The sequence below is a fragment of the Kineococcus arenarius subsp. arenarius genome, from assembly GCF_050871845.1.
In the GTDB taxonomy this organism is placed as follows: domain Bacteria; phylum Actinomycetota; class Actinomycetes; order Actinomycetales; family Kineococcaceae; genus Kineococcus.
In genome coordinates this window covers 1-26492 of sequence record NZ_JBJLSE010000009.1, presented here as the reverse complement: position 1 = coordinate 26492, position 26492 = coordinate 1, and the positions used below count along the sequence as shown (strand labels likewise).

The following is a 26492-nucleotide window of genomic DNA, read 5'->3' as shown; positions in this document are numbered from 1 at the left end:
CGAAGGCCATCCCGTGCTGCGCCGCCCCCGGTGTTGGGGGCGGCGCGCGCGGGCGAGTACGGTCAGCCGCATGGTGGACTCCGTGACGCTGAAGCACGCAGGTGGCGACCTCGACCTCCCGGTGACCCCGGCCACCGAGGGCGCCTCCGGCTTCGGCATCTCCAGCCTGCTCAAGGAGACCGGGCTCGTCACCCTCGACTCCGGCTTCACCAACACCGCGTCCTGCGCCTCGGCCATCACCTACATCGACGGCGACGCCGGCGTCCTGCGCTACCGCGGCTACCCGATCGAGCAGCTGGCGGAGAAGTCCTCGTTCATCGAGACCAGCTACCTGCTGATCTACGGCGAACTGCCCACCGCCGAGCAGCTCACCGCCTTCACCGAGCGGATCCAGCGCCACACCCTGCTGCACGAGGACCTCAAGCGGTTCTTCGACGCCTTCCCCCGCGACGCGCACCCGATGCCGGTGCTGTCCAGCGCCGTCAGCGCGCTGTCGACCTTCTACCCCAACAGCCTGAACCCGTTCGACGTCGAGCAGGTGGAGCTGTCCACGATCCGCCTCATGGCGAAGCTGCCGACCATCGCCGCCTACGCGCACCGCAAGTCGCTGGGCCAGCCGCTGCTCTACCCGGACAACCGACTCGGCCTGGTGGAGAACTTCACCCGCATGGCCTTCGGCAACCCCGCCGAGTCCTACGAGATCGACCCGGTGCTGGTGCGGGCCCTGGACCAGCTGCTGATCCTGCACGCCGACCACGAGCAGAACTGCTCCACCTCCACCGTCCGCCTCGTCGGCTCCGGGCAGGCGAACCTCTTCGCCTCCGTCTCGGCAGGCATCCACGCCCTGTCCGGACCGCTGCACGGCGGTGCCAACTCCGCGGTCCTGGACATGCTGGAGTCCATCCGCGACTCCGACGACGACGTCGACACCTTCGTGTCGCGCGTGAAGAACAAGGAGCAGGGCGTGCGCCTGATGGGCTTCGGCCACCGGGTGTACAAGAACTACGACCCGCGCGCGGCCATCGTGAAGAAGACCGCCGACCAGGTCCTGTCCCAGCTGGGCAAGCGCGACGAGCTCCTGGACATCGCGATGCGCCTGGAGGAGATCGCGCTGTCCGACGACTACTTCGTCGAGCGCAAGCTCTACCCGAACGTGGACTTCTACACCGGGCTCATCTACAAGGCGATGGGTTTCCCGACGAAGATGTTCACCGTCCTGTTCGCCCTGGGGCGCCTGCCCGGCTGGATCGCCCAGTGGCGCGAGATGATCAACGACCCGGCCACCAAGATCGGCCGTCCCCGCCAGGTGTACGTCGGTGAGGGCGCGCGCGACTACGTGGACGTCCCCGGCCGCTGACCCCGTCGCGGGTGCGCGTCAGGCCACGCGCACCCGCACGCTGCCGGCGGGCACGCCCGTGTCCGCCGGCACCCACCCGCGCCCGGAGTGCTCGCGCTGCCACGTGCTGCCCTCGACGCTGACCTCCACCACGGCGTGCTCGGCGGCCGAGGCCACCGCCCAGCCCGCCGCCGCCCACGCCAGCCGGGAGGCGTCCTCGCCGTCCAGGGCGTACTCCAGCGCCTTGCCGTTCGTGCCGGGCACCACCCGCGGTTCCCCCTGCACGACCTCGGTGCCCATCGCCTCCCGCAGGCGCTGCGCGGCCAGCGAGGGCTGGTCGTCCGTGCCGATCTGCGCGTCCGGTTCCGCCTGCCGCAACCGGCAGGTGAAACCCCCCGGGGTGTACCCGGTCAGCGCCGAGGCCACCAGGCGCGCCTCCGGCTCGTGGTCGCCGTACGCCAGCGGGAACCCGCTGCGCTGCACCCGCTGCGCGGCGTCGGTGACCTCCAGCTCGCGGTAGCCGTCGACCTCCACCAGCACGTCGTAGAACGCGTTCGTGGCGAACACCGGGTCCTGCACCTGCTCGGGCGTCCCCCAGCCCTGCGAGGGGCGCTGCTGGAACAGGCCCAGGGAGTCGCGGTCGCCGTGGTCGAGGTTGCGCAGGCCCGACTCCTGGATCACCGTGGCGATCCCGATGGTCGCGGCGCGGGCCGGCAGCCCGCGGCGCACCGCGATCCCCACGACCGTGGCGGCGTGCCGGGCCTGCTCGGGCGACAGCGACGTGGACTCCCCGTCCACCGTCGCGGTGCAGCGCTGGCGCACCACCGGCGCGTCCTCGTCGCGCACCAGCCACACCGCACCGGCGGTGAGGACGGTGAGCGCCGCCCCCGCGGCCACCAGGGGCCGCAGGCGACGGGCACGGCGGTTCGCCGCCGCCGCCGAGCGCGGCAGCCGCCGCGGTGCGGGACCTCGGGCGGGCACCGCCGTCAGTTGGCGTGCAGCGCGGCGTTGAGCTCCACCCGCACGCCCCGCCGCGCCAGCGCCTCGACGGCGCCCGTGACGGAGTTGCGGCGGAACAGCAGCCCGGACGCGCCCGACAGGCTGCGCGCGGCGACGGTGCGCTGCGCGGCGCCGGCCTCGTCCAGGACGGTGACCTTCGTGCCGGCCGTCACGTACGTGCCGGCCTCCACGACGCAGTCGTCGCCCAGCGCGATGCCCGTGCCGGAGTTCGCCCCCAGCAGGGTGCGCCGGCCGATGGAGACGACCTCCTTGCCGCCCCCGGAGAGGGTGCCCATGATCGAGGCGCCACCGCCGACGTCGGAGCCGTCGCCCACCACGACGCCCGCGGAGATGCGCCCCTCGACCATCGAGGTGCCCAGCGTGCCGGCGTTGAAGTTCACGAACCCCTCGTGCATGACGGTCGTGCCGGGGGCCAGGTGCGCGCCCAGCCGCACGCGGTCGGCGTCGGCGATGCGCACCCCGGTCGGGGTGACGTAGTCGGTCATGCGGGGGAACTTGTCGATGCCCAGCACGGTCACCGGGCCGACGTTGGCGCGCAGCGCCAGCCGGGTGCGCTCGAAGTCGGCCACCGCGCACGGGCCGTGGTTGGTCCACACCACGTTGGCGAGGACGCCGAAGATCCCGGACACCTCCAGCCCGTGCGGGGCGACGAGCCGGTGCGAGAGCAGGTGCAGGCGCAGGTACGCGTCGGCGGCGTCCGCCGGCGGGGCGTCCAGGTCGATCTGCGTGGTGACCACCCGCTGGCGCACCCGGCGGTGCGGGTCGGAGTCCTCCAGGGAGGCGAGCTCGGCGGGCACGCCGTAGGGGCCGGCCTCGCCCGCGGAGGCCGCGCCGAGGGCGGGGAACGGGTACCAGACGTCCAGCACGGTGCCGTCCTCGGCGACCGTGGCCAGCCCGTGCCCCCACGCGCGCCGGGAGGCGGCCGTGCTGCCGGAGGGGTCGGTGGGGGTGCCGGTCTGCTCGCTCACGACCGCGACCCTACCCGGCGGCCCGACAGCGCCTAGGGTTCGGGACGTGACCCCGACGCCCGCCGCCACGAGCCCGAGCGCCCCCGTGCAGCACGCTCCCGCCGGCCCCGCGCCCGCCCTGGACGACCCCGCGCTCGACGTGGTCGAGCTCACCCGCCGGGTGTGCGACACCGAGTCCGTCAGCGGCGCCGAGCGCGTCCTGGCCGACGCGGTGGAGGCCGCCCTGCGCTCCTTCGCCGGCCCGGGCGGGCACCTGGAGGTGCTGCGCGACGGCGACGCCGTCGTGGCCCGCACGCGGCTGGGCCGCGCCGAGCGGGTCCTGCTGGCCGGGCACCTGGACACCGTGCCGCTGGCCGACCCGCCCAACCTGCCGGTGCGCCGCGAGCAGCACCCCGTCGACGGTGACGTGCTCGTCGGGCGCGGCACCTGCGACATGAAGGGCGGAGTGGCCGTGCAGCTGGTGCTGGCCCGCGAGACCGCCGCCGCGCTCGCCGCCGGCCGCGCCCCGCAGCGGGACGTCACCTTCGTCTTCTACGACCACGAGGAGGTCGAGGCCGCCCGCAACGGCCTGGGCCGCCTGGCGCGCAACGCCCCGCAGGCGCTCGCCGCCGACTTCGCGGTCCTGCTGGAGCCGTCCTCGGCGGTGGTGGAGGGCGGCTGCAACGGCACCCTGCGCGCGGAGGTCACCACCACGGGGAAGGCGGCGCACTCCGCCCGCGCCTGGCGCGGCAGCAACGCCATCCACGCCGCCGCCCCCGTCCTGGCGCGGCTGGCGGCGTACCGGCCGCGCGAGGTGGAGGTGGAGGGCCTCCTCTTCCGCGAGGGCCTGAACGCCGTGGGCATCAGCGGCGGCATCGCCGGCAACGTGATCCCCGACCGCTGCACCGTGACGGTCAACCACCGCTTCGCCCCGGCGTTCTCCGCCGCGCAGGCCGAGGCGCACGTGCGGGAGGTCTTCGACGGCTTCGACGTGCGCGTCACCGACGCCGCCGACGGCGCGCGCCCCGGCCTGCACCTGCCGGCCGCCGCGGAGTTCGTGCGCCGCACCGGCACCGAGCCGCTGCCGAAGTTCGGCTGGACGGACGTCGCCCGCTTCTCCGCCCTCGGCGTGCCCGCGGTCAACTACGGCCCCGGCGACAACGCCACCGCCCACGCCGACGACGAGCGCTGCCGGGTGGACGAGCTCGAGCGCTGCCTGGCCGTGCTGCGCGGCTGGCTGCTGGGCACGGGGGAGGTGGCCTGAGGTGAGCAGCATCTGCCTGTACGGCAGCGCCTCCGGCGGCATCGACGCCCGGCACGTCGAGCTCGCGGCGCAGGTCGGCCGGCTCATCGGCGAGCGCGGCCACGACCTCGTCTACGGCGGGGGCGGGACCTCCGTCATGGGGGCGGCCGAGGCCGCCGCCCGGGCCGCCGGCGCCCGCACCACGGGGGTCATGCCCAAGGCCCTCATGGACCTGGAGCTGCCGCCGCAGGGGCTGAGCGAGCTCGTCGTCACCGAGGACATGCGCGAGCGCAAGGCGGAGATGGACGCCCGCGCCGACGCCTTCATCGTGCTGCCCGGCGGGCTGGGCACGCTGGAGGAGCTGTTCGAGATCTGGGTGGCGCGCACCATCGGCCTGCACACCAAGCCGCTGGCCGTGCTGGACCTCGACGGGCACTACGCGGGCCTGCGCACCTGGCTGGAGGGGCTCGTCGAGCGGCGCTTCGCCCGCCCCCTCGTCTTCGAGGTCGTGCACTGGACCGACGACCCCGCCGACGCCCTGGACCACCTGGAGCTGGCTCCGCGCGAGCGGGTCTCGCTGCCCAGCTCGGAGATCGTCGGCACCTTCGCCGACTACCCCAGCGACCTGCCCCGCGAACGCCGCGGCGAGCTGCCCGGCGGTCCCGGCGGGGACCGGCCGTGACGATCGCGCTGCTCGTGCTGGTCCTGCTGGCCGTGGGCGCGGTCGCCGCCGTCGCCACCGGCCGGGTCAGCGGTGCGCTCGGGCCGGCCACGAGCACCCGCCCGTTCCGCGGGCTGCCCGAGGGGCCGGTGCTGGCCGCCGACGTGGACGAGGTGCGCTTCTCCACGGCGCTGCGCGGCTACCGGATGGACGAGGTCGACGCCGTCCTGGACCGGCTGCGCGAGGAGATCCGCGAGCGCGACGAGGAGCTCGCCGCGTGGCGCAGCGCCGAGGACTGAGCCCCCGGCGGCGGGGGGAGGTCGTCTTCACCGCCCGCGCCGACGTGCGGGCCGAGCCGGGCCGCGTGTTCGACGTGCTCACCGACTGGCCGCGGCAGAGCGCGTGGGTGCCGGCCACCGAGGTCCAGCGCCGCGGCGGCACGCCGGGCGAGCCGGGGGAGCGCTTCGCCGGTGTCAGCCGCCTGGGCCCGCTCGTGCTCGACGACGAGATGGTCGTCGTCTCGCGCACCCCGCCCGCCCCCGGCCGCGAGGGGCGCGTGCGGGTGCGCAAGGTCGGCGCCGTGCTCGGCGGGGTCGTCGACCTGGTCGTGCGCGAGGACGGGCCCGGCCGGGCGCGGGTGGAGTGGAGCGAGCGGATCCTCGTGCGCCCGCGCGCGCTGGCGCTGCTGGCCACCCTCGGCGGCCCGCTGCCCGCCCTGCTGGGCCGGGTCGCCTTCGAGGCGGTGCTGCGCGCCGCCCGCCCCGAGCTGGAGGGGCGCCGGTGAGCGCACCGGGCCGCGCCGCGGCACCCGCCCGCTCCAGCCGGTCCGCCGGGGCCGGGGTGCGGCGGCGGTGGGTCCGGCAGCGGCTGGTGCTGCGCTGGCTGCGGTTGCCGGCCGCCGTGCGGGTGCTGGTCGTCTACGCGCTCGCGCGGCTGTTCTCGGCGTTCGTCCTCGCCGAGGTGGCGCGCTTCCAGCAGCCCAGCGACTGGACGCCGCAGGACCCCGGCTACGCGGACCTGCTGGTGCTGTGGGACGCCACCTGGTACCGCTCCATCGCGCTGGACGGCTACCCCGACGCGGTGCCGCTGGGGTCGGACGGCGACCCCGTGCAGTCGGAGCTGGCCTTCTACCCGCTGGCCCCGCTGCTGGCCCGGCTGCTGGTGGCCGCGGGCCTGCCGTTCGCGTGGGCGGGTTCCCTGGTCTCGCTGGTGGCGGGGGCCGCCGCGGCCGTGGGCGTGCACGCCCTGCTGCACCGGGCCCTGGCGGCGCGCTGCACGGCGGGCGCGGCCCGCCGCGGCGCGTGGAGCGCGACGGTGCTCTTCTGCGTCTCGCCCCCCTCGGTGGTGCTGCAGGTGCCGTACACCGAGGGCCCGGCGCTGGCGCTGCTCGTGGCGTTCCTGCTGCTGCTGCAGCGGCAGCGGTACCTGCCGGCCGGTGCGGTGGCCCTGGCGCTGGGGCTGACCCGGCCGGTGGCGGTGCCGCTGTCGGCGGTGGTGCTGGTGCACCTGCTGCTGCGCGCGCGGGCGGGGCACCGCCGCGGGACGGTGCTGAGCGGGCGCGAGGCGCTGCGCGCCCTGGTGCTGCTGGGCTGCTCCGGGGCGGCCGGGCTGCTGTGGCCGGCAGCGGCGTGGCTGCTCACCGGCCGCGCCGACGCCTACACCGCCACGATGGGCGCCTGGCGCAGCGGCGGCGAGGTCGTCTGGCTGCGGCCCTGGTGGGACGTGTCGCAGCACGTCCTGGGCGCCGTCGCCGGCCCCGTGCTGCTCGTGGCCGCGGTCGTCGCGTACACCGCGTGGCTGCTCGGCCGGCGCACCGCCGTCCTCGGCGCGGACCTGCGCGCGTGGTGCCTGGCGTACGTCGGGTACCTGCTGCTGGTGCTGGACCCGTTCACCAGCCTGTTCCGCTACCTCGTCCTGCTGTTCCCGCTGGGTGGCCTGGTGGGCCTGCACCCCCGCCGCCGCGGGGCGCTGGGCGCCTGGGTCCTGGCCTCGCTGGCCCTGCAGGTCGTGTGGACGGCCTGGCTGTGGCGGTTCTCCCCGCCGGCGGATTGGCCGCCGTGACGGGGCGCGCGGGGCGTCCGGGTGATCGTCCGGTGTGCCCGGGCGCACGACACGGGGTCCCGTGGGGGATGATGGAGGCACACACCCCGGCCGCGGCACCCGGTCGCGACCGGCGGGCGCACGAGGACCACGAGAGAGGACGCACGCCGATGGCGGCCATGAAGCCGAGGACCGGAGACGGTCCGCTGGAGGTCACCAAGGAGGGGCGCGGCATCGTCCTGCGCATGCCGCTGGAAGGAGGGGGCCGTCTCGTCGTCGAGATGACCCCCGACGAGGCCGGTGCCCTCGGGGAGGCCATCACCTCGGTCGTCGGCTGAGGAGCGCGGCCGCGGGACGGGCGCCGCGAGGTGCCCGTCCCGCGGCGCCCCGACCCGCGGCGCCGTGCCGCGGACCCGTCGCAAGGCCCGTCGTCGACAGCAGGCAGGACGCCCCGTGAGCACTCCCCACCCCGGTCCCGTGCGTGCCGCGCAGCCCGAGCTGCGGCGCTGGAGCCCGCCCTCCGTGCACCTGGTGCCCGGTCCGCTGGCCGGGGCGGACCTGACCGGCTGCGACGTCCTCGCCGTGCCGGTGGCACCGGGGGAGGACGGCGTGCAGCCGCGCCCGGGCGCCGCCGACGCCGCCGTGCGCTACGGCGTCGACCTGGCCGCCCTGTGCGCCGCGGAGGAGGTCTCCGGCGAGGCCGGCCGCAGCACCCGCCTGCCCGTGCCGGCTCCCGCCGGCTCGCCCCGCCGGTTGCTGGTGCTGGGCGTCGCGGACTCCTCCCCGGGCGCGCTGCGCCGGGCCGGGGCCGCGCTGGCCCGCGCCGCGGGCCCCACCGGGGACGTCGCCACCACCCTGGCCGACGGCGTCGGCGCCGAGGGCGTGCGGGCCGTCGTCGAGGGCTTCCTGCTCGCCTCGTACGCCCCTCCGGTCGCCGGGGCCCGGGCGGCGGATGAGCCGGCCGAGCGCCGCCTGGTGCTCGTGGGCGACGTCCCCCCCGCGGCCGTGAGCCGTGGCGAGGCGCTGGCCGCGGCGACCGTCCTGGCCCGCGACCTCGCAGCCACCCCCTCCAACCTCAAGGACCCCGCCTGGGTGGTGGACCAGGCCCGCGCCGCCGCCGCAGAGCACGGCCTGGCGGTGCGGGTGCGCGAGGAGGCGCAGCTGCGGCGCGAGGGCTTCGGCGGCCTGCTGGCCGTGGGCGGCGGGTCGCCGTCCCCGCCGGCCCTGGTGGAGGTGCGCCACCGCCCGCGCGGACGCGCCGCGGCCGGCGCCCCGCACGTCGTCCTCGCCGGCAAGGGCATCACCTACGACACCGGTGGGCTGGCGCTGAAGCCGCGCGAGTCGATGGTGTCGATGAAGACCGACATGACCGGCGCGGCCGTCGTGCTGGCCGTCGTGGCCGCCGCGGCCCGGCTGCGGCTGCCCGTGCGGGTGACCGGCCTGCTGGCGCTGGCCGAGAACTCCTTCGGCGGCTCCTCCTACCGCCCCGGCGACGTGGTGCACCACCACGGGGGACGCACCACCGAGGTCAACAACACCGACGCCGAGGGGCGGCTGGTGCTCGGCGACGCCCTCGCCCACGCCCACGCCGCGCTGGAGCCGGACGTGCTCGTGGACGTCGCCACCCTCACCGGCGCCGCCCCGCTGGCCCTGGGCAAGCGGCACGCCGCGCTGTTCGCCACCGACGACGACCTCGCGGCGCAGCTGGAGGACGCGGCGCGGGCCTCGGGGGAGCGGGTCTGGCGCCTGCCCCTGGTGCCCGAGTACGCCGAGCTGCTGCGCTCGGACGTCGCCGACGCCCGGCAGGTCGCCACCGCGCCCGGCTCCGGGGCCGGCACGATCCTCGCCGCGCAGTTCCTGCAGCCGTTCACCGGTGGGCGCCGCTGGGCGCACCTGGACATCGCCGGGCCCGGGCGCGCCGACGCCGCCGAGCACGAGGTCAACCGCGGCGCCACCGGGTTCGGGGCGCGGTTGCTGCTGCGCTGGCTGGAGTCGCTGGCCTGAGCGGGGCCGGGCGGCCGGCTCAGGCGCGCTTGACGCCCAGCAGCAGGCCCTCGCCGGCCGGCAGCAGCGCCGAGACCCAGCGCTCGTCCTCCGCCAGGACCCGCCCGACCTCGCGCAGCGCGACCGTCGACGCGTCCCGCGCGGCGGGGTCGGCGACCCGCCCCTGCCACAGGGCGTCGTCGACGACCAGGAGCCCGCCCGGGCGCAGCAGCCGCTGCGCCTGCTCCACGTAGGCCGAGTACTCGCGCTCGTCGCCGTCGAGCAGGACGAGGTCGTAGGCGGCGTCGGTCAGCCGCGGCAGCACCTCCAGCGCCCGGCCGGGGATCATGCGCGCGCGGTTGGTGCGCACACCCGCGTCGGCGACCGCCTCGCGGGCGGCGCGCTGGCGCTCCCCGTGCACGTCGATGGTGGTCAGCACCCCGTCCGGGGCCATCCCGCGCAGCAGGCTCACCGTGGACACGCCCGTGCCCGTGCCGACCTCCACCGCGGTGCGGGCCCGTGCGGTGGCCGCCAGGACCGTCAGCGCGGCCGCCACACCGGGGGAGACCGGTTCGCAGCCCAGCTCGGCCGCGCGGGCCCGGGCGTCCTGCAGCACCTCGTCCTCGGCGGTGAACTGCTCGGCGTAGACCCAGCTGGCGGGCTGCTTCGCGGGCGGGGGCACCCCGGCAACCTAGTGCATCGGGTCGCTCACGGCCCGGGGACCGCCGGACGGGTGACGCGGGAACCGGCCGCGTACGACGCCCGTTGGGACCGGTGGAGCCGATGGGCTGGATCACACGTCCGGGAGTGGCCCCGGCGGGAGGAGTGGGGGACGATGGGAGCAGTGGCGGTGCCGTTCGCGGTCCCCCTTCCCGCCCGTGCCAGGAGGAACCCCGTGCCAGACGACCCGGGCGGTGCCCCGGCGGCCGAGCCGTCGCCGGTCGCCGCCTCGACGTGGGCGCCGCCGACGTGGGAGGAGGTCGTGCGCGACCACTCCGGCAGGGTGTACCGCCTGGCCTACCGCCTGACGGGCAACCGCCACGACGCCGAGGACCTCACGCAGGAGGTGTTCGTGCGGGTCTTCCGCTCCCTGTCCAGCTACCAGCCGGGCACCTTCGAGGGGTGGCTGCACCGCATCACCACCAACCTCTTCCTGGACCAGGTCCGCCGCAAGCAGCGCATCCGCTTCGACGCGCTGGCCGAGGACGCCGGGGAGAAGCTGCCCAGCACGGACGTGAGCCCCGAGCGGGCCTTCGAGCACCGCAACCTCGACGACGACGTCCAGGCGGCGCTGGACTCCCTGCCGCCGGACTTCCGCGCCGTGGTCGTGCTGTGCGACATCGAGGGGCTCTCCTACGAGGAGATCGCCGCCACCCTCGGCGTGAAGCTCGGCACGGTGCGCTCGCGCATCCACCGCGGTCGCGCCCAGCTGCGCACGGCCCTGGCGCACCGCGCCCCGCGGCCGCCCGCGGCGCCCCCCGCCCGGCTGGCCCTGGGCGAGGAGCGCTCGTGAGCGGACCGCACCTCGGCGCGCGGGTCAGCCCGCTCGTCGACGGGCGGCTCGCTCCCGACGCGGCGCTGCGCGCCGGCGAGCACCTGCGCGCCTGCTGCGAGTGCGCCGAGGCGGTGGAGGCCGAGCGCCTCGTCCGCGCCCGGCTGCGCGCCCTGCCCGAGCCGGAGGTCTCCGGGGACCTGCTGGTGCGGCTGCTGGACATCGGGGGCCCCACCGGCCCGCTGCCGCCGCGCGACCGGCCGATGGCGGCGCCCGCGCGCCCCGCCGTCGGCCTCGCCCCGCCCGCCCGGCCGGACACCACCCGCCCGCGGGCGCTGCGCCCGTCGGCCCGCCCCGGGCGCCGTGCCCGCCGGCGTCCCGTGGCCGCGGCGCTGGCCGGCACCTTCTCCCTGCTCGGTGTGGGCATCGCCGGGTTCCTCGTCCTCGGCGGGCAGCACGCGAGCGGCCCCGCGCCGGTGGCGGAGCTGCGCACCACCCCCTCCAGCGCCCCCGCGAACCCCTCTCCCGCGGCGTCCGAGCCGGTCCCGGCGACCCCGTCCGCGCCCGGTGCGGTGGCGACCGCCCCGGCCGCCCCGTGAGCGGTCCGCCCCTGCCGGAGGACCGGGACCAGCGCACCGGCGCGGACCCCCGCGACCCGTGGGCCGGGCCCCCGCAGCCGGACCCCGCCTGGGGCGAGCCCGCGCCGCCCGGCTGGGGCGAGCCGGAACCGGCCTGGCCGGCGCAGCCCGGCCCCCCCTGGCCGCCTCCCGCCCCCCGCCGCGACGGGCGCGCCGCGCGCCTGCTCGGCGCGGGCTCGGCGGTGCTGCTGCTCGGCGTCACCGGCGGCTTCGCCGGGGCCCTGCTGCAGGAGCGCTGGGGCGGCGCGCGCACGTACCCCACCGTCACCCTGCCCGCGGCCGCCCCGGGCACCACCGCGCGGCCCGAGGGCAGCGTGGCCGCCATCGCCGCCGCGGCCCTGCCCAGCGTGGTCTCCCTGCAGGTGGAGGGCAGCGGGGGAGCGGGGACGGGGTCGGGTTTCGTCCTGGACGCCGGTGTGGACGGCGGCTCCGCGGCGTTCGTGCTCACCAACAACCACGTCGTGGCGGGCGCCTACGACGACGGCGTCACCGTCCTGTTCCAGGACGGTGCGCAGGCCCCCGGCGAGGTCGTGGGCGCCGACGCCTCCTACGACCTGGCCGTCGTGCGCGTCGAGCGCCCCGGCCTGCGGGCGCTGGCGATGGGCGACTCCGGCAGCGTCGTCGTCGGCGACCGGGTCGTCGCGGTGGGGGCTCCGCTGGGGCTGCAGGGCACGGTCACCGAGGGCATCGTCTCGGCGCTGAACCGGCCGGTCAGCGCCGGCGGGGACGGCGCGGGGGAGGCGTCCTACATCCAGGCCATCCAGACGGACGCCGCGATCAACCCCGGCAACTCCGGCGGCCCGCTGCTCGACGCCCGCGGCCAGGTCGTCGGCGTCAACTCCGCCATCGCCTCGGTGCCCGTCGTCGGCGGCAGCGCCGGCAGCATCGGGCTCGGCTTCTCCATCCCCTCCGAGCAGGCCCGGCGCACCGCCGAGCAGCTCATCCGGACCGGCCGTGCCGTGCACCCCGTCATCCGGGTCTCCCTGGACGGCCAGTACCGCGGCGAGGGGGTCCGGGTCCTGGACCAGCCCGGGGCGGTGCAGGCCGGTGGTCCCGGGGATCGCGCGGGCCTGCTGCCCGGGGACGTCGTGCTGGCCGTCGACGGCCGCCCGGTCACCGAACCCGCCGAGCTCATCGTCGACATCCGCGCCCGCCAGCCCGGCGACACGGTGACGCTGACCGTCCGCAGGGGTGGTCAGGACCTCGAGGTGCCCGTGACGCTCGAAGCCGACGGTTAGGATCGCGACGTGTTCGGCATCAACGGCGGCGAGCTGGTCGTCCTCCTCGTGGTGGCCCTGGTGATCCTCGGCCCGGAGCGACTGCCCCAGTACGCCGAGCAGCTCGCCCACCTGGTGAAGTCGGTGCGCCGCTTCGCCAAGGGCGCGCAGGCCCAGATGCGCGAGGAGCTCGGCCCGGAGTTCGACGACATCGACTGGCAGAAGCTCGACCCGCGCCAGTACGACCCGCGGCGCATCGTGCGCGACGCGCTGTCGGACGTCTGGGACGACGAGCCGGCCCCCAAGAAGAACAGCGGTTCGCACGCGGCCTCCGCGCCCCGCAACGGCACCGGCGGCTCCTCCGGCGGCGCGTCCGCCACCACCGGGGTGGACTTGAAGAAGAAGGAACCCGCGCCGGCCGCCGCGCCCTACGACGAGGACGCCACCTGAGGCACGCCCCCGGGCGGCTCCACCGGGAGCGCCCGGGCGGGGCCGCTCAGGCGACGCTGACGCCCAGCCGCCGGCCCGCCAGGCCCCGCGGCCGGACGGCCAGGGCCCGCGCGAGCTCCCGCAGCGCCACCGCGGCGGGGGAGTCCGGCGCGCTGAGCACCACCGGCACCCCCGCGTCGCCACCCTCGCGCAGCGTCACGTCCATCGGGACCTGACCCAACAGCGGCACCGGGGTGCCCAGCCGCTCGGTCAGCGAGGCCGCCACCCGCGCGCCACCGCCGGAGCCGAACAGCTCCATGCGCTCACCGTCGGGCAGCTGCAGCCAGCTCATGTTCTCCACCACGCCCACCACGCGCTGGGACGTCTGCGCCGCCACCGCCCCGGCCCGCTCGGCGACCTCGGCGGCCGCGGCCTGCGGCGTGGTGACCACCAGCACCTCCGCGCCCGGCAGCAGCTGCCCCACGCTGATGGCGATGTCGCCGGTGCCCGGGGGCAGGTCCAGCAGGAGCACGTCCAGGTCGCCCCAGAACACCTCGGAGGCGAACTGCTGCAGCGCCCGGTGCAGCATCGGCCCGCGCCACGCGACGGGCTCGTTGCCCGGCACGAACATGCCGATGGAGATGACGCGCACCCCGTGCCCGGTGGGCGGCAGGATCAGCGAGTCCACCTTCGTCGGGCGGCCGGTGACGCCCAGCAGGCGCGGCACGGAGAAGCCGTGCACGTCGGCGTCCAGCACGCCGACCCGCAGCCCGTCGGCGGCCATCGCCGCCGCCAGGTTCACCGTGACGCTGGACTTGCCCACCCCGCCCTTGCCGGAGGCGACGGCGTAGACGCGCGTCAGGTTGCCCGGCTCGTTGAACCGGATGGTGGGCGCGGCCTGCGTGCTCCCGCGCAGCTTCACCGTCAGCTCGGCCCGCTGCTCGGGCGTCATCTCCCCGAAGGCCACCCGCACGCCGCGCGCGCCCGCCACGCCCCGCACGGCCGCGGTCACGTCCGAGGTCAGCCGGTCGCGCATGGGGCAGCCGGCGGTCGTCAGCAGCACCCGAACGGACACGACGCCGTCGTCGCCCACGTCCACCCGTTCGACCATCCCCAGCTCCGTGATGGGCCGGTGCAGCTCGGGGTCGTTCACCGCGTTCAGCGCGGTGCGGACGGCGTCGGGGGTGGGCAGCACGCCGCCAGGGTACGTCCGCGCCCGGTGCGGCACCGCCCGCGGGTCCAGCGCCGGTCGGTTCAGCCGCCGGGCTCAGCCCGCGGTGACGCGCACGACCTCCTCGAAGGTCGTCTCCCCGCGCATGGCCTTCGCCAGCGCGGAGGTGCGCAGGGTGCTCATGCCGATGCGGGCGGCCTCCTCGGTCAGCGCCGACTCCGTCGGCGTGCTCATGAGGACCTTGCGGACGCTGGGCGTGACGTCGAGGACCTCGTACACGGCGGTGCGGCCGCGGTAGCCGGTGCCGCCGCAGTCGGGGCAGCCGGTGCCGCGCAGCGGGGTGGCGTCGAGGATGTCCTCGATCGTCAGGCCCAGCAGCGCCAGGGTGTCCTCGTCCGGGATGTACCCGTCGGCGCAGGAGTCGCACGGCTTGCGGACCAGGCGCTGCGCGATCGCGGCCGTCAGCGAGCTGGCGACCAGGAACGGGGCGGCGCCCATGTCCACCAGGCGGGTCAGCGCCCCGACGGCGGAGTTGGTGTGCAGGGTGGTCAGCACGAGGTGACCGGTCATGGACGCCTTCAGCGCCAGCTCGGCGGTCTCGGAGTCGCGGACCTCACCGATGAGGACGATGTCGGGGTCCTGGCGCAGCACCGAGCGCAGGCCGGCGGAGAAGGTCATGCCGACCTTGGTGTTGACCTGCACCTGGGTGATGCCCGGCAGCTGGACCTCGACGGGGTCCTCCAGCGTGATGATGTTCTTCTCCGGGCTCATCGTCGCGTGGATGGCCGCGTACAGCGTGTTCGTCTTGCCCGAGCCGGTGGGGCCGGTGATGAGCACCAGGCCCTGCGGCACGGTCAGGGCCCGGCTGAAGACGTCCAGCTGCTCCGGCTCGAAGCCCAGCGACTCCAGGCTGGGCACGTCGTCGCCGCGGGTGAGCAGGCGGATGACGACCTTCTCCCCGTGCAGGGCCGGCAGCGTCGAGACGCGGCAGTCGATCGCGGAGCCGTCGACGGTCACGCGGGTGCGGCCGTCCTGCGGCACGCGGCGCTCGGAGATGTCCAGACCGGAGATGATCTTGATGCGGCTGATGACGCTGGGCGCCACGCGCTTGGGGGCGCTCATCACGTCGCGCAGCAGGCCGTCGACGCGGAAGCGCACCCGCAGCTGGTCGCGCTGGGACTCCAGGTGGATGTCGGAGCAGCGCAGCCGCACCGCGTCGGACAGGATCCGGTTGACGAGCTTGACGATGGGTGCGTCGTCGTCGACGGAGCCGGACAGGGCCGCCAGCGCGTCCTGCGCGTCGTCGTCGTCGGCCTCCTCGACCATGCGGCTGACCTGGGAGGTGTCCTCGGTCAGCGACCAGGCGCGCGCCAGGTGGTCGCGGATCTGCGAGTCCATCGCCACGACGACGTGCAGCTCGGGGGTGCGGGTGTAGAGCTTGACGTCGTCCAGCGCCAGCACGTTGGTGGGGTCGGCGGCGGCCACCAGCAGGTACTCGGGCGTCTTGTCCAGCACCAGCACGCGGCAGCGCTCGGCGACCGCCCGCGGCAGCAGCCGCACCACGTCCGGGGAGATGCTGACCTTGGACAGGTCCACGTGCTCCAGGCTCAGCAGGTCCGCCAGGCACAGCGCCAGCTCCGCCTCGGAGACCAGGCCGAGGTCGACGAGGATCTGCCCCAGGCGCCGGCGCGGGCCCTCCCCGTTGCGCTGCTCGTTCAGCGCGTGGTCGAGGTCCTCCGGCAGCAGCAGGCCCTTCTCGACGAGCACGTCGCCGAGGCGCCTGCGGGTCTGGCCCGCGGGCGCGGGCGCACCGGGGCGGGCGTCGTCGAGAGTCGTCACGGACAGTGCATCGGCACGCCGGGTGCTCAGCTGGAGGGGGATCCCGCCTGGTCCTCCGCGGGGTCCCCGAGCGCACCGCCCCCGGGGGTGCTCCGCGCGGCACCGGCCGCCTCCTCGCCGCCCTCGCCGGCGCGCTTGCGCTTCTTGCCGCCCTTGCGCTTGCCCGCCTCCCGGCCGTCCCGCTCGGCGTCCTCCTCGCGCAGCTCATCCAGCACGCTGCGCAGCTCCGAGCGCACGAAGTCGCGGGTGGCCACGTCGCGCAGCGCGATGCGCAGGGCCGCCACCTCGCGCGTGAGGTACTCGGTGTCGGCCAGGGCGCGCTCGTCGCGGGCGCGGTCCTGCTCGTTCAGGACGCGGTCGCGGTCGTCCTGGCGGTTCTGCGCCAGCAGGATCAGCGGCGCCGCGTAGGACGCCTGCAGCGACAGGATGAGCGTCAGCAGCGTGTAGTTCAGCGCCTCCGGGTCGAACTGCGCGCTCGGCGGCGCGAACGTGTTCCACGCCAGCCACACCGCGACGAACGCCGTCATGTAGACGAGGAAGCGGCCGGTGCCCATGAACCGGGCGAACGCCTCGCTGGCCCGCCCGAAGGCGTCCGGGTCCAGCTGGGGGCGCGCCAGCAGCTGGCGGCGCGCCTCGCGCGGGGTGTCCAGCCCCACGGCCTCGGCGCGCTGGCGCTCGCGGCGCGGGGAACGCTCAGCCACGACCCACCTCGAAGACCTCCTCCTCGGCGTCGCGCCAGTCGTCCGGCAGCAGGTGGTCCAGCACGTCGTCGGCCGTCACCGCGCCCAGCAGGTGCCCGTCCTCGTCCACCACCGGCATCGAGACGAGGTTGTACGCGGCCAGCTGCCGGGTGACGCCCTGCAGCGTCTCCTCCGGGGCCAGCGGTTCCACGTCCTTGTCGATGACCTGCCCCAGCGGCGTCTGGGGCGGCTCGCGCAGCAGCCGCTGCAGGTGCGCGGTGCCCAGGTAGCGGCCGGTGGGCGTCTCCAGCGGCGGGCGGCACACGTAGACCGCCGAGGCCAGCGGGGCCGTCAGCTCCACGCGGCGCACGTGCGCCAGCGCCTCGGCCACCGTGTCGTCGGGGGCCAGCACCACCGGGTCGGAGGTCATCAGGCCGCCGGCGGTGTGCTCGTCGTAGGCGAGCAGCCGGCGCACCGGTGCGGCGTCGTCCGGCTCCATCAGGGCCAGCAGCCGCTCGGCCTGCTCCGGCGGCAGGTCCGAGAGGAGGTCCGCGGCGTCGTCGGGCTGCATCTCCTCCAGCACGTGCGCGGCGCGGTCGCCCTCCAGGGCGGAGAGGATCTCCACCTGGTCGTCCTCGGGCAGCTCCTCCAGCACGTCGGCCAGGCGCTCGTCGTCCAGGGCGGCGGCGACCTCCACGCGGCGCTTGGGGGTCAGCTCGTGGATGACGTCCGCCAGGTCGGTGGCGCGCAGCTCCTCGAAGGCGGCCAGCAGGTTCGTGGCGCCCTGGTCCAGCTCGGTGGTGGTCAGCCCCACCACGGCGCCCACGTCCACCGTCATGGTCTCCCCGCGCCGGCGCAGCCGCCCGGACAGCCCGCGCGGTGCGGTGCCGCGGCGCACGAACAGCTTGGTCAGCCGCCAGTCGCGCGGGCGCACCGGTTCCAGGCCGAGGTCCTCGATGGTCGCGACCCCGCTGCCGTCGGTCAGCTGCACGGTGCGGTCCAGCAGCTCGCCCAGCAGCAGCGTCTCGGTGCCGCGCTGCTCGAAGCGGCGCATGTTCACCAGGCCGGTGGTCAGGACCTGCCCGGTGTCGACGCTGGTGACGCGCGTCATGGGCACGAACACGCGACGGCGGCCGGGGACCTCCACGACCAGGCCGATGACGCGCTGCGGCCCGCGCGGGCGCAGCACGCCCACCACGTCGCGGACCCGGCCCACCTGGTCGCCCTGCGGGTCGAACACGGACGTGCCCGCCAGCCGGGCGGCGAAGACGCGCTTGGGGGAACCGGTCACGCGCCTCAGGCTAGAGGGCCCCGCGTGCGCGGGGCCGCCCGGATCTCGGCGCGCGGGAGCGCCGGTGCCCTCCTACCGTGGCGCCATGGCCAAGGAGAGCAAGAAGCTGAAGGCGTCCGGGAACCCCCTCTACACCGTCCCCGGACTCTCGAACGAGCAGGGCGGCGAGGTCGCGGCCATCCTGCAGAACCGCCTCAACGCCCTCACCGACCTGCACCTGACCCTCAAGCACGTGCACTGGAACGTGGTGGGGCCGCACTTCATCGCCGTGCACCAGATGCTCGACCCGCAGGTGGACGCCGTGCGCGAGATGGCCGACGCCGTCGCCGAGCGCATCGCCACCCTGGGCGCCTCGCCGGTGGGCACGCCCGCCGCGCTGGTCGCCGACCGCGACTGGGACGACTACTCGATCGGCCGCGCCGGCGCCATCGAGCACCTCGGCGCGCTGGACCTCGTCTACGCGGGCGTCATCAAGGACCACCGCTCCGCCATCGAGGCGGCCGGCGAGATCGACCCGGTCACCGAGGACCTGCTCACCAGCCAGAGCGGCGTGCTGGAGCAGTACCACTGGTTCGTGCGCGCCCACCTGGAGACCGCCGGCGGCGAGCTGTCCACCGCGGGCGCCGACACCGAGGTGCAGGCCACCCGCAAGGCCGGCGAGCGCGCCGGCGTCAAGCGCCAGAGCGCCTGAGCCTCCCACCGCCCGCACCCGGTGCGGGCACGATCACCGCACCGGGTGCGTTGGGGCGGGTGAGGGGCGCGAGCGCCCCCGCCCCCGCCCGGTGCGGGCGGCACCAGTCGAACCGGTGAGGATGTCGTCATGTCCAACCTCGGGCCCATGGGTGGCCAGCAGCGCCTGAGCGCCCCCACACCCCCGCAGGGGGAGGCGATCGGCCGCTACGCCACGTACGCGGAGGCCCAGCGGGCCGTGGACTTCCTCTCCGACGAGCACTTCCCCGTCCAGAACGTGACCATCGTGGGCAACAACCTGCAGATGGTGGAGCGGGTGACGGGCCGGCTGACCTACGGGCGCGCGGCCGGGGCGGGGGCGGCCTCGGGGGCGTGGTTCGGCCTGCTCATCGGGCTGATGCTGTCGGTGTTCGGCAACGGCGGCACCGCCGGCCTGCTCACCGGCCTGCTCATCGGCGCCGGGTTCGGCATGCTCTTCGCCGTCATCTCCTACGCGCTGACGGGCGGGCGCCGCGACTTCACCTCCGCCAGCCAGATCGTCGCCGGCGAGTACGTCGTGCTGTGCATGCCGCAGATGTCCGGCCAGGCGCGGCAGGTGCTGTCCAAGCTGCCCAACGGCTTCGGGCGGGGCGCGGGCCCGCAGCAGGGGGCCTGGGGCGCCCCTCCGCCCGCACCCGGCTCGCACGCCGCCGGTGGTGGGCAGGGGCCGTGGGGCGCGCCGGACCCCTCCTCGCGCGCGGGCGCCCCGCAGGGCTGGATGCCGCCGCCGCAGCCCGGCACGGGACCGGCCGCGCCGCCGCCCCCGCCGGCGGGGCAGCGCCCCGCGGACGGACCGGCGGAGCAGGAGCAGGCCCCGGCGGAGCCGGACCTGTCCGGCCCCACCTACGCGGAGAAGGTCGAGGAGCAGCGCCGGGCCCGCCGGGAGGCGGAGCGCCGCGCCCTCGACGAGGACGCCCGCCGGGAGGGCCCCGGCGAGGACGCGGCCCGCTGAGGCCCCTCAGCCGCGCAGCGAGGCCATCCACGCCTCGACGGCGTCGGCCTCGCGCGGCAGGGCCGCGGAGAGGTTCTCCACGCCGTCGGCGGTGACCAGCACGTCGTCCTCGATGCGCACGCCGATGCCGCGCAGCTCCGGCGGGGCGAGCTCGTCCTCCGCCTTGACGTAGATGCCCGGCTCGATGGTGAACACCATGCCGGGGCGCAGCTCGGCGTCCAGGTACATCTCCCGCCGGGCCTGCGCGCAGTCGTGCACGTCCAGGCCCAGGTGGTGGCTGGTGCCGTGGGCCATCCAGCGGCGGTGGTACTGCCCCTCCGGCTCCAGCGAGGTCCCGGCGTCCACCGGCAGCACGCCCCACGCTGAGAGGCGGTCGGCGATGACGCGCATCGCAGCCTCGTGCACCTCGCGGAAGCGCACCCCCGGCCGGGCGACCGCGAACGCGGCGTCCGCGGCGTCCAGGACGGCCTGGTAGACGCGGCGCTGGGCCTCGCTGAAGCGGCCCTGCACCGGCAGGGTGCGGGTGACGTCGGCGGTGTACAGGGAGTCCGCCTCCACCCCGGCGTCCAGCAGCAGCAGGTCCCCGGGGCGCACCGGGCCGTCGTTGCGGATCCAGTGCAGCGTGCAGGCGTGGTCGCCGGCCGCGGAGATCGTCTCGTAGCCCACCCCGTTGCCCTCCACGCGGGCGGTGCCGTCGAAGGCGGCCTCGACCACGCGCTCGCCGCGCGGGTGCCCCACGGCGCGCGGCAGAGCCCGCACGACCTCCTCGAAGCCGCGCACGGTGGCCGCCACGGCCTGGCGCAGCTGGCGCACCTCCCACTCGTCCTTGACCAGCCGCAGCTCCGACAGGGCGGTGGCGAGCTCGTCGTCGGCGGCGCGCACGTGCTCGGCGGGCGCGGTGCGCAGCGGCGCCAGCAGCGCGGTGACGGCCGGGTCGGCGTCGGCGACCACCCGCAGGCCCGCGGTGCCCGCCGCGGCGGCCGAGGCGCCGAGCTCCTCGGCCAGCAGGGCCACGTCGCGGCAGGTGATGCCGGTGACGGCCTCCTGCGCGGCCAGGCTCGGGCGCGGGCCCACCCACAGCTCGCCGTAGCGGGCGTTGGCGTAGAACTCCTCGGAGTCGCGGCTGCCCTGCGGGCGCAGGTAGAGGACGGCCTCGTGGCCACCATCGGGGCCCTCGCGCCCCGGGTCGCGGTCGTCGGCGTCGCGCGGGTGCAGGACGAGCACCGCGTCGGCCTCGCGGTCGGTGCCCAGGCCGGTCAGGTGGGCGAACGCCGAGTGGGGCCGGTAGCGGTAGTCGCAGTCGTTGGAGCGGCGCACCAGCGGCCCCGCGGGCACGACGAGCACCTCGCCCGGGAACAGGGAGGACAGCACCTCCCTGCGGCGGGCGGCGTACGGTGCGGCCTCCGCGGGCTCGTCGTCCTCGGCCGGGCGCGGGCCCCAGCCCTGGGCGATGAAGCGGCGGAAGGCGGCCGAGCGGGGCACCGTGCGGTGCGACTTCGCGTCCTCGGGGTCCTCGCCGGGCGCGGCGCCCTCCTGGCCCTCCGGGTGCTGGGCGTCGAGCAGCTCGCTCACGGGCTGCTCCGGGTCCTGGCCGGCGGTGCTGGCCGGCGTGCTGGCCGGCGTGGTGGTCGGCGTGGTGGTCGACTGGGTCGCGGCGGCGGTCACCGGGCCATCATCCCCCCGGCGGGCGCCGGCCGTCCGCCCCCGGGCCGTCGATCACGCACAGTGACGCCTGGGTTGACGCCGTGCGCGGAGCGTAGGACGGTGAGGCATGAGCGGTACGGCGAGGTGCCCCCGCTGCGACGACGCGGTCCGGGCGCCCAGCATCTGGCACTCCTCGGCCACCTGCGCGGCCCACGGCGAGGTGGTCCCCCTGCAGCCGGCGCAGCCCGCCGACGCGGTCCACCTGGAGTGGATCGCCCGCCACTCCGACGTGCCGGTGTGGCTGCCGTGGCCCCTGCCGCCCGGCTGGCTGCTCACCGGCACCCGCTGCGTGCGCGACGACCGGCACGAGGCGCAGGCCGTCGTCGTGGCCGCCAGCGGCCCCCACCACGGTCCGCGCCACGGCCCGCACCCCGCGCCGGCGGTGGCGGAGCTGCTCGTGGTCTCCGAGCGGCCCGGCACCGGCCTGGGCGCGCACCTGGCCGGCCGGGGGGACGTCGACCCCGGCGACGGGCTCGTCGCGGGCCCGCCCGTCGCGCGCGCGCACGCCGCCGGAGCGGTCACCCCCCTGTGGCCGGTGCCGGCGGAGGGGGACCGCGCCGTGCTGGTGGGGGAGGCGGGCGGCGTGTGGCTGTGGGTGCTGCTGTGGCCCGCCAGCGCCGGCGCCACGCTGCTGGACGACCTCGAGCTCGTCGAGCTGCGCGAGCGCCGCCCGGTGCCGGACGCGCCGTGCGGGGCGATGTCGCCGCGCGTGCAGTGGGCCTGAGCCCCGCCCCCGCGCCCGCGGCCGCCGCACGCCGCCCGGGGCCCGGGGCGTGCGCCGGTAAGCTCGCCCGGTGCGCATCGACCTGCACACGCACTCCACCGCCTCCGACGGCACCGAACCACCCTCCGGGGTCGTCGAGTCCGCCGCCCGGGCCGGTCTGGACGTCGTGGCCCTCACCGACCACGACACCACCAGCGGCTGGGCCGAGGCGCTGAGCGCCGGCGAGCGGCTGGGCGTGCGCGTCGTGCCCGGCATGGAGGTCAGCTGCCTGGCGCACGGCGTGTCCGTGCACCTGCTCTCGTACTGGCACGACCCCGCCGAGGCGGCCCTGGTGGGCATGCTCGACGCCTCCCGCACCTCCCGGCGCACCCGCGCCCGCAGCATGGTCGAGCGGATGACCGCCGACACCGGCCTGCGCTGGGAGGACGTCCTCGAGCACGTGCACGGCCAGGCCACCATCGGCCGCCCGCACATCGCCGACGCCCTCGTCGCCGCCGGGATCGTCGCCGACCGCGACGAGGCCTTCGCGACCCTGCTGTCCGGGCGCAGCCCCTACTTCGTCCCGCACACCGCCCCCGACCCCCTGGAGGCGATCGGCCTGGTGCGCGCCGCGGGCGGCGTGCCGGTCCTGGCCCACCCCGCCGCCTCCAAGCGCGGCAGCTGCGTGGGCGACGCCGAGGTGGAGGAGATGGTGGCCGCCGGCCTCGTGGGCCTCGAGGTCGACCACCGCGACCACAGCGACGCCGAGCGGCGCCACCTGCGCGCCCTGGCGCGCTCCCTGGACCTCCTCGTCACCGGCTCCAGCGACTACCACGGCACCGGCAAGCGCAACCTCCTGGGGGAGAACACCACCGACCCGGACGTGCTGCAGGAGCTGAGCTCCCGGGCCGGCGGTGCCGTCCGGGCCGAGGACGCCGTCCCCGCCGGGGACGAGGTCCCCGGCTCGTGAACTGGCAGCTGTTCGGGGAGACCTTCGTCACCCTCTTCGTCATCATGGACCCGCTGGGGACGGTGCCGATCTTCCTCGGCCTCACCGCGCCCTTCAGCACGGCCGAGCGCTCGCGCGCCGCCCGCCAGGCCGTCCTGGTGGCCCTGGGCGTGATCGTCGCCTTCGCGCTGTTCGGCCAGCGCATCCTGGACTACCTGCACATCAGCCTGCCGGCGCTGCAGGCCGCCGGCGGGCTGCTGCTGCTGCTCATCGCGCTCGAGCTGCTCACCGGCAAGGGCGACGAACCCACCTCCACGGTCGGCGTCAACGTCGCCCTCGTGCCGCTGGGCACGCCGCTGCTGGCCGGTCCCGGCGCCATCGTGGCGACGATGGTCTACGTGCAGCAGTCGCGCGGCTGGGACGACCACCTCGCCATCGCCGCCGGCGTGGTCGCCGTGCACGTCACCCTCTACCTCGCGATGCGCTTCGCCGGGGTCGTGCACCGCGTGCTCGGCGACTCCGGCGTCCTGCTCGTCACGCGCGTGGCGGGTCTGCTGCTGTCCGCCATCGCCGTGCAGCTGGTGGCCGACGCGGTCCGCGCCTTCGTCACGGGCGAGGCCTGAACCCCGCAGCGGCCTCCAGCGACGGCAGGGCGCCGAGGGCCTCGCGCAGCTGCGGCCCGTCGAGCTCGCCGGGGGCCGGCGCGAACAGCTCGCGCGCCCAGCCCGGCAGCAGGGCCCCGGCCAGCTCACCGGCCCGCCGCCACGGCCCCGGCGCGTCGCCCAGCGCCGGCAGCGGCACCCGCCGGCCCGCGGGCGCGCGCCCGCCCGGCGGACCCACCGCGCTCAGCGCCCCGGCCGGGCGCGCGCCGGTGGCGTCGAGGCGCACCCGCTCGACGTCCGCCTCGACCTCCTCGAGGCAGGAGGGCAGGTCGTCGGGCTCGGCGCCCAGCAGCACGGCGCTGGAGCGCTGCTCACCCACGTAGCGCTGGGCGTCCGGCGGCGCCGGTACGCGCCCGGCCGCGGTGGCGGCCCGCAGCACGCAGGACACCCGCAGCGCGTGCCGCAGGGCCGCGGTGTCGGGGTCGGCGCCGTCCGCGCGCACGTGCACGTCACCGTCCACGGCGCGCTCGCGGGCCGCCAGCACCATCGCCCGGCACGGGTCGGTGCCCGCCGCGCGCAGCAGCGCCGCGGCGGCCGCGGCACGGTGCCAGCGCGGGCGCGGGTCGTGCGCGGCGAGCTGCCGCAGCAGCGGGTGCAGCTCCTCCAGGAGCCCGGCGCACAGCAGCGCGACCTCCAGGACGGGGCCCCGGTGCAGCGTCGCGGACACCCCCGCGGGGCTCTCGCCGGCCTGCGGGAGCGAGGTCGAGGGACGAACGGGCACGACCCCACCCTGCGCGGGTGGGGCCGTGATCGCAGCTCGGGGTCAGTCGGCGGCGGGCGCCGGGCCCGCCGTGGCGGCCGCGTCCGCGGGCGCCGCCGTGCGGCTGCGCGTGCGCCGGCGGCGGCGCGGGGCGCCATCACCGTCCGTCGCAGGCACGTCGCCGGCCGTGGTGGGCTCGCCGTCGGGCTCCCGGGCCGCGGCGGTGGTGCCGTCCCCGCCGCCGCGCGTGCGCCGGCGCTGGCGGCTGCGCCGGGGCCGCTCCGCGCCGGCCCCCTGCGCGTCGGCGTCCCCGGCACCGGTGGCCTCCTGCGCGTCGGGGCCCTCGGCGGTGGTGGCCCGCGCCCGTCCGCCCTGCGCCCGCTCCCCGCGGGGCTGGTCGCCGCGGGGCTGGTCCCCGCTGCGCGGGCGGCGGCCCTTGGCGGCACCGACCTCGCCCAGGTCCTCCAGCTGCTCGGCCCCCAGACCGGCGCGGGTGCGCTGGGTCCGCGGCAGGCGGCCCGTCGTGCCCTGCGGGATGCCGAGGTCCTCGAACAGGTGCGGGGAGCTGGAGTACGTCTCCGCCGGCTCCCCGAAGCCCAGGCTCAGGGCCTTGTCGACCAGCGCCCAGCGGGGCAGGTCGTCCCAGTCCACGAACGTGACGGCCGTGCCGGTGTTGCCGGCCCGCCCCGTGCGCCCGATGCGGTGCAGGTACGTCTTCTCGTCCTCGGGGCACTGGTAGTTCACCACGTGCGTGACGTCCTCGACGTCGATCCCCCGGGCGGCGACGTCGGTGGCCACCAGGACGTCGACCTTGCCGGAGCGGAACGCGCGCAGCGCCTGCTCGCGCGCCCCCTGGCCCAGGTCGCCGTGGATGCTGGCCGCGGCGAAGCCGCGCTCGGCGAGCTGCTCGGCCACCGACGCGGCGGTGCGCTTGGTGCGGCTGAACACGATCGTCAGGCCGCGGCCCTCCGCCTGCAGCAGGCGGGCGAGCACCTCCACCTTGTCCATCGCGTGCGTGCGGTACACGAACTGCGTGATGGCGGCCACGGTGGCGCCGTCGTCGGTGGGGTCCACCGCGCGGATGTGGGTGGGCTGGCGCATGTACGAGCGGCCCAGCGCCACCACGGCCCCGGGCATCGTCGCGGAGAAGAGCATGGTCTGGCGGGCGGGGGACGTCTGCCCCAGCAGGCGCTCCACGTCCGGCAGGAAGCCCAGGTCGAGCATCTCGTCGGCCTCGTCGAGGACGACGCAGGTGACGTGCGAGAGGTCCAGGTGCTTCTGCTGCGCCAGGTCCAGCAGGCGGCCGGGGGTGCCCACGACCACGTCGACGCCCTTGGCGAGGGCCTCGATCTGCGGCTCGTAGGCGCGGCCGCCGTAGACGGTGAGGATGCGGGTGCCCAGGACGCGGCTCGCGGTGGTCAGGTCGCCGGCGACCTGGGTCGCCAGCTCGCGCGTGGGCACCACGACGAGGGCCTGCGGCTTGCCGGGGGCCGCCAGCGCGTCGTACGCGGGGTCACCGGGGACGGCGGTGCGCTGCAGCAGCGGCACGCCGAAGCCGAGGGTCTTGCCCGTGCCGGTCTTGGCCTGGCCGATGATGTCGTGGCCCGACAGGGCCACGGGCAGCGTCATCGCCTGGATGGGGAACGGGCTGGTGATGCCCGCGCCGGTCAGGGCGCGGACGATGCGCTCGTCCACGCCGTGCGCGGCGAAGCCGGCGGGCTCGGCCGCGGGGCTCGTGTCGGTGGTGTCGGTGGTCTCGGGGGTCGTGGTGGACCCCGCTGCGTCGGTCATGCGTCTCCCGTGCGGGGCGGCGGCGGCCCGGGCACCGGGCGCCCTGCGGGGAGGGGACGCCGAGAGGTTCGTCGGTGTCCCGTCACGGGCTCGTCCTGCGGTGCGCGGCCGCGTCGCGGCAGTCGGCAGCCGATCGCTACTGACGACCGGGCAACCCTGAACACGACCATGGTAACCGTCGGCCACCGACGGCGACGCCGCGGGCGCACCGGGGTGCGCGGGGTGCGGTTCGGCGCCCCCGGGGGCGCGGTGCCGGCGCAGCTCTCCGCCGGCGCCCGGGTCGTCGCCGACGGCTCGCGCGAGCAGCGCTGGGAG

Annotated in this window: 27 protein-coding genes; 17 read left to right on the top strand and 10 right to left on the bottom strand. The window is 76.6% G+C overall.

Annotated elements, in window-relative coordinates; translation table 11 throughout:
* Positions 1 to 70 precede the first annotated feature (70 nt).
* Positions 71 to 1357 carry a citrate synthase gene (locus tag ACRYM0_RS04120; RefSeq protein ID WP_432502418.1) on the top strand — a complete coding sequence of 429 codons (1287 nt, stop codon included), beginning with the start codon at positions 71 to 73 and terminating at the stop codon, positions 1355 to 1357.
* A gap of 18 nt (positions 1358 to 1375) precedes the next feature.
* On the opposite strand, the gene ACRYM0_RS04115 is transcribed toward ACRYM0_RS04120, so the two are convergent.
* Both ACRYM0_RS04115 and dapD read right to left on the bottom strand, forming a co-directional pair.
* Positions 1376 to 2317: a hypothetical protein gene (locus tag ACRYM0_RS04115; RefSeq protein WP_432502416.1), complete on the bottom strand. Its 942-nt coding sequence runs from the start codon at positions 2315 to 2317 to the stop codon at positions 1376 to 1378.
* Between the two features lie 5 nt (positions 2318 to 2322).
* Complete coding sequence (gene dapD, locus ACRYM0_RS04110; RefSeq protein ID WP_432502414.1) at positions 2323 to 3324, bottom strand: 2,3,4,5-tetrahydropyridine-2,6-dicarboxylate N-succinyltransferase; 1002 nt, start codon at positions 3322 to 3324, stop codon at positions 2323 to 2325.
* A gap of 85 nt (positions 3325 to 3409) precedes the next feature.
* On the opposite strand from dapD, the gene dapE reads away from it, so the two are divergent.
* From dapE to ACRYM0_RS04075, 7 genes are all read left to right on the top strand, one after another.
* Positions 3410 to 4567, top strand: a complete 1158-nt coding sequence (gene dapE, locus ACRYM0_RS04105; protein ID WP_432502436.1) for a succinyl-diaminopimelate desuccinylase — start codon at positions 3410 to 3412, stop codon at positions 4565 to 4567.
* A 1-nt stretch (position 4568) separates the two neighbouring features.
* Positions 4569 to 5228, top strand: coding sequence for an LOG family protein (locus tag ACRYM0_RS04100; protein ID WP_432502412.1), 660 nt, complete (start codon positions 4569 to 4571; stop codon positions 5226 to 5228).
* Positions 5225 to 5506 carry a DivIVA domain-containing protein gene (locus tag ACRYM0_RS04095; protein WP_432502410.1) on the top strand — a complete coding sequence of 94 codons (282 nt, stop codon included), beginning with the start codon at positions 5225 to 5227 and terminating at the stop codon, positions 5504 to 5506. The genes ACRYM0_RS04100 and ACRYM0_RS04095 overlap by 4 nt, the downstream gene beginning before the upstream one ends.
* Positions 5485 to 5991 (top strand): SRPBCC family protein, encoded by a 507-nt coding sequence (locus ACRYM0_RS04090; RefSeq protein ID WP_432502408.1) that lies wholly within the window; start codon positions 5485 to 5487, stop codon positions 5989 to 5991. Before ACRYM0_RS04095 ends, ACRYM0_RS04090 begins: the two co-directional genes overlap by 22 nt.
* Positions 5988 to 7268, top strand: coding sequence for a hypothetical protein (locus ACRYM0_RS04085; protein WP_432502406.1), 1281 nt, complete (start codon positions 5988 to 5990; stop codon positions 7266 to 7268). The genes ACRYM0_RS04090 and ACRYM0_RS04085 overlap by 4 nt, the downstream gene beginning before the upstream one ends.
* A gap of 149 nt (positions 7269 to 7417) precedes the next feature.
* Positions 7418 to 7585 carry a DUF3117 domain-containing protein gene (locus tag ACRYM0_RS04080; RefSeq protein ID WP_166611043.1) on the top strand — a complete coding sequence of 56 codons (168 nt, stop codon included), beginning with the start codon at positions 7418 to 7420 and terminating at the stop codon, positions 7583 to 7585.
* Between the two features lie 115 nt (positions 7586 to 7700).
* Positions 7701 to 9251 (top strand): leucyl aminopeptidase family protein, encoded by a 1551-nt coding sequence (locus ACRYM0_RS04075; RefSeq protein ID WP_432502404.1) that lies wholly within the window; start codon positions 7701 to 7703, stop codon positions 9249 to 9251.
* 19 nt (positions 9252 to 9270) lie between these two features.
* Here the strand turns inward: ACRYM0_RS04075 and ACRYM0_RS04070 are convergent, their stop codons facing one another.
* Positions 9271 to 9912 (bottom strand): O-methyltransferase, encoded by a 642-nt coding sequence (locus ACRYM0_RS04070; protein ID WP_432502402.1) that lies wholly within the window; start codon positions 9910 to 9912, stop codon positions 9271 to 9273.
* Between the two features lie 153 nt (positions 9913 to 10065).
* Here ACRYM0_RS04070 and sigE point away from each other — a divergent pair, with 153 nt between their 5' ends.
* The 4 genes from sigE to ACRYM0_RS04050 are packed head-to-tail and all read left to right on the top strand — an operon-like array spanning position 10066 to position 13027.
* Positions 10066 to 10743 carry an RNA polymerase sigma factor SigE gene (sigE, locus tag ACRYM0_RS04065; protein WP_432502400.1) on the top strand — a complete coding sequence of 226 codons (678 nt, stop codon included), beginning with the start codon at positions 10066 to 10068 and terminating at the stop codon, positions 10741 to 10743.
* Positions 10740 to 11321, top strand: a complete 582-nt coding sequence (locus ACRYM0_RS04060) for an anti-sigma factor family protein (RefSeq protein WP_432502399.1) — start codon at positions 10740 to 10742, stop codon at positions 11319 to 11321. The genes sigE and ACRYM0_RS04060 overlap by 4 nt, the downstream gene beginning before the upstream one ends.
* Positions 11318 to 12598, top strand: coding sequence for a S1C family serine protease (locus tag ACRYM0_RS04055; protein WP_432502397.1), 1281 nt, complete (start codon positions 11318 to 11320; stop codon positions 12596 to 12598). The genes ACRYM0_RS04060 and ACRYM0_RS04055 overlap by 4 nt, the downstream gene beginning before the upstream one ends.
* A 9-nt stretch (positions 12599 to 12607) precedes the next feature.
* Positions 12608 to 13027 (top strand): twin-arginine translocase TatA/TatE family subunit, encoded by a 420-nt coding sequence (locus ACRYM0_RS04050; RefSeq protein WP_432502395.1) that lies wholly within the window; start codon positions 12608 to 12610, stop codon positions 13025 to 13027.
* A 46-nt stretch (positions 13028 to 13073) separates the two neighbouring features.
* On the opposite strand, the gene ACRYM0_RS04045 is transcribed toward ACRYM0_RS04050, so the two are convergent.
* From ACRYM0_RS04045 to ACRYM0_RS04030, 4 genes are all read right to left on the bottom strand, one after another.
* On the bottom strand, positions 13074 to 14198 hold the full coding sequence (locus tag ACRYM0_RS04045; protein WP_432502434.1) for an Mrp/NBP35 family ATP-binding protein: 1125 nt from the start codon (positions 14196 to 14198) through the stop codon (positions 13074 to 13076).
* Between the two features lie 75 nt (positions 14199 to 14273).
* Positions 14274 to 16016, bottom strand: a complete 1743-nt coding sequence (locus ACRYM0_RS04040; protein ID WP_432502393.1) for a GspE/PulE family protein — start codon at positions 16014 to 16016, stop codon at positions 14274 to 14276.
* Positions 16017 to 16042: 26 nt separating this feature from the next.
* Positions 16043 to 16717, bottom strand: coding sequence for a DUF1003 domain-containing protein (locus ACRYM0_RS04035; protein WP_432502391.1), 675 nt, complete (start codon positions 16715 to 16717; stop codon positions 16043 to 16045).
* Positions 16710 to 17987, bottom strand: a complete 1278-nt coding sequence (locus tag ACRYM0_RS04030; RefSeq protein ID WP_432502389.1) for a magnesium transporter MgtE N-terminal domain-containing protein — start codon at positions 17985 to 17987, stop codon at positions 16710 to 16712. Before ACRYM0_RS04030 ends, ACRYM0_RS04035 begins: the two co-directional genes overlap by 8 nt.
* Positions 17988 to 18072: 85 nt before the next feature.
* Between ACRYM0_RS04030 and ACRYM0_RS04025 the strand changes: the two genes are divergently transcribed.
* Positions 18073 to 18678: a Dps family protein gene (locus ACRYM0_RS04025; RefSeq protein ID WP_432502388.1), complete on the top strand. Its 606-nt coding sequence runs from the start codon at positions 18073 to 18075 to the stop codon at positions 18676 to 18678.
* Between the two features lie 129 nt (positions 18679 to 18807).
* Positions 18808 to 19668, top strand: coding sequence for a YflT domain-containing protein (locus tag ACRYM0_RS04020; RefSeq protein WP_432502386.1), 861 nt, complete (start codon positions 18808 to 18810; stop codon positions 19666 to 19668).
* A gap of 6 nt (positions 19669 to 19674) precedes the next feature.
* Here the strand turns inward: ACRYM0_RS04020 and ACRYM0_RS04015 are convergent, their stop codons facing one another.
* On the bottom strand, positions 19675 to 21333 hold the full coding sequence (locus ACRYM0_RS04015; RefSeq protein ID WP_432502384.1) for an aminopeptidase P family protein: 1659 nt from the start codon (positions 21331 to 21333) through the stop codon (positions 19675 to 19677).
* A 106-nt stretch (positions 21334 to 21439) separates the two neighbouring features.
* Here ACRYM0_RS04015 and ACRYM0_RS04010 point away from each other — a divergent pair, with 106 nt between their 5' ends.
* The 3 genes from ACRYM0_RS04010 (at position 21440) to ACRYM0_RS04000 (ending at position 23647) form a co-directional block, all read left to right on the top strand.
* Complete coding sequence (locus ACRYM0_RS04010; protein ID WP_432502382.1) at positions 21440 to 22096, top strand: DUF6758 family protein; 657 nt, start codon at positions 21440 to 21442, stop codon at positions 22094 to 22096.
* Positions 22097 to 22166: 70 nt separating this feature from the next.
* On the top strand, positions 22167 to 23045 hold the full coding sequence (locus ACRYM0_RS04005) for a PHP domain-containing protein (RefSeq protein WP_432502379.1): 879 nt from the start codon (positions 22167 to 22169) through the stop codon (positions 23043 to 23045).
* Entirely contained in the window at positions 23042 to 23647 is a 606-nt protein-coding gene (locus ACRYM0_RS04000; protein ID WP_432502378.1) for a MarC family protein, read from the top strand. Before ACRYM0_RS04005 ends, ACRYM0_RS04000 begins: the two co-directional genes overlap by 4 nt.
* Here ACRYM0_RS04000 and ACRYM0_RS03995 read toward each other — a convergent pair.
* Together ACRYM0_RS03995 and ACRYM0_RS03990 are read right to left on the bottom strand one after the other, a co-directional pair.
* Positions 23631 to 24407, bottom strand: coding sequence for an oxygenase MpaB family protein (locus ACRYM0_RS03995; protein WP_432502376.1), 777 nt, complete (start codon positions 24405 to 24407; stop codon positions 23631 to 23633). The genes ACRYM0_RS04000 and ACRYM0_RS03995 overlap by 17 nt on opposite strands.
* Positions 24408 to 24449: 42 nt before the next feature.
* Positions 24450 to 26177 (bottom strand): DEAD/DEAH box helicase, encoded by a 1728-nt coding sequence (locus ACRYM0_RS03990; RefSeq protein WP_432502373.1) that lies wholly within the window; start codon positions 26175 to 26177, stop codon positions 24450 to 24452.
* Positions 26178 to 26492: the final 315 nt, after the last annotated feature.

Coding starts and splice junctions, on each gene's coding strand:
- ACRYM0_RS03990 (WP_432502373.1), bottom strand. CDS start 26,177: ATGACCGACGCAGCGGGGTCCACCACGACCCCCGAGACCACCGACACC.
- sigE (WP_432502400.1), top strand. CDS start 10,066: ATGGGAGCAGTGGCGGTGCCGTTCGCGGTCCCCCTTCCCGCCCGTGCC.
- ACRYM0_RS04010 (WP_432502382.1), top strand. CDS start 21,440: ATGAGCGGTACGGCGAGGTGCCCCCGCTGCGACGACGCGGTCCGGGCG.
- ACRYM0_RS04020 (WP_432502386.1), top strand. CDS start 18,808: ATGTCCAACCTCGGGCCCATGGGTGGCCAGCAGCGCCTGAGCGCCCCC.
- ACRYM0_RS04120 (WP_432502418.1), top strand. CDS start 71: ATGGTGGACTCCGTGACGCTGAAGCACGCAGGTGGCGACCTCGACCTC.
- ACRYM0_RS04080 (WP_166611043.1), top strand. CDS start 7,418: ATGGCGGCCATGAAGCCGAGGACCGGAGACGGTCCGCTGGAGGTCACC.
- ACRYM0_RS04025 (WP_432502388.1), top strand. CDS start 18,073: ATGGCCAAGGAGAGCAAGAAGCTGAAGGCGTCCGGGAACCCCCTCTAC.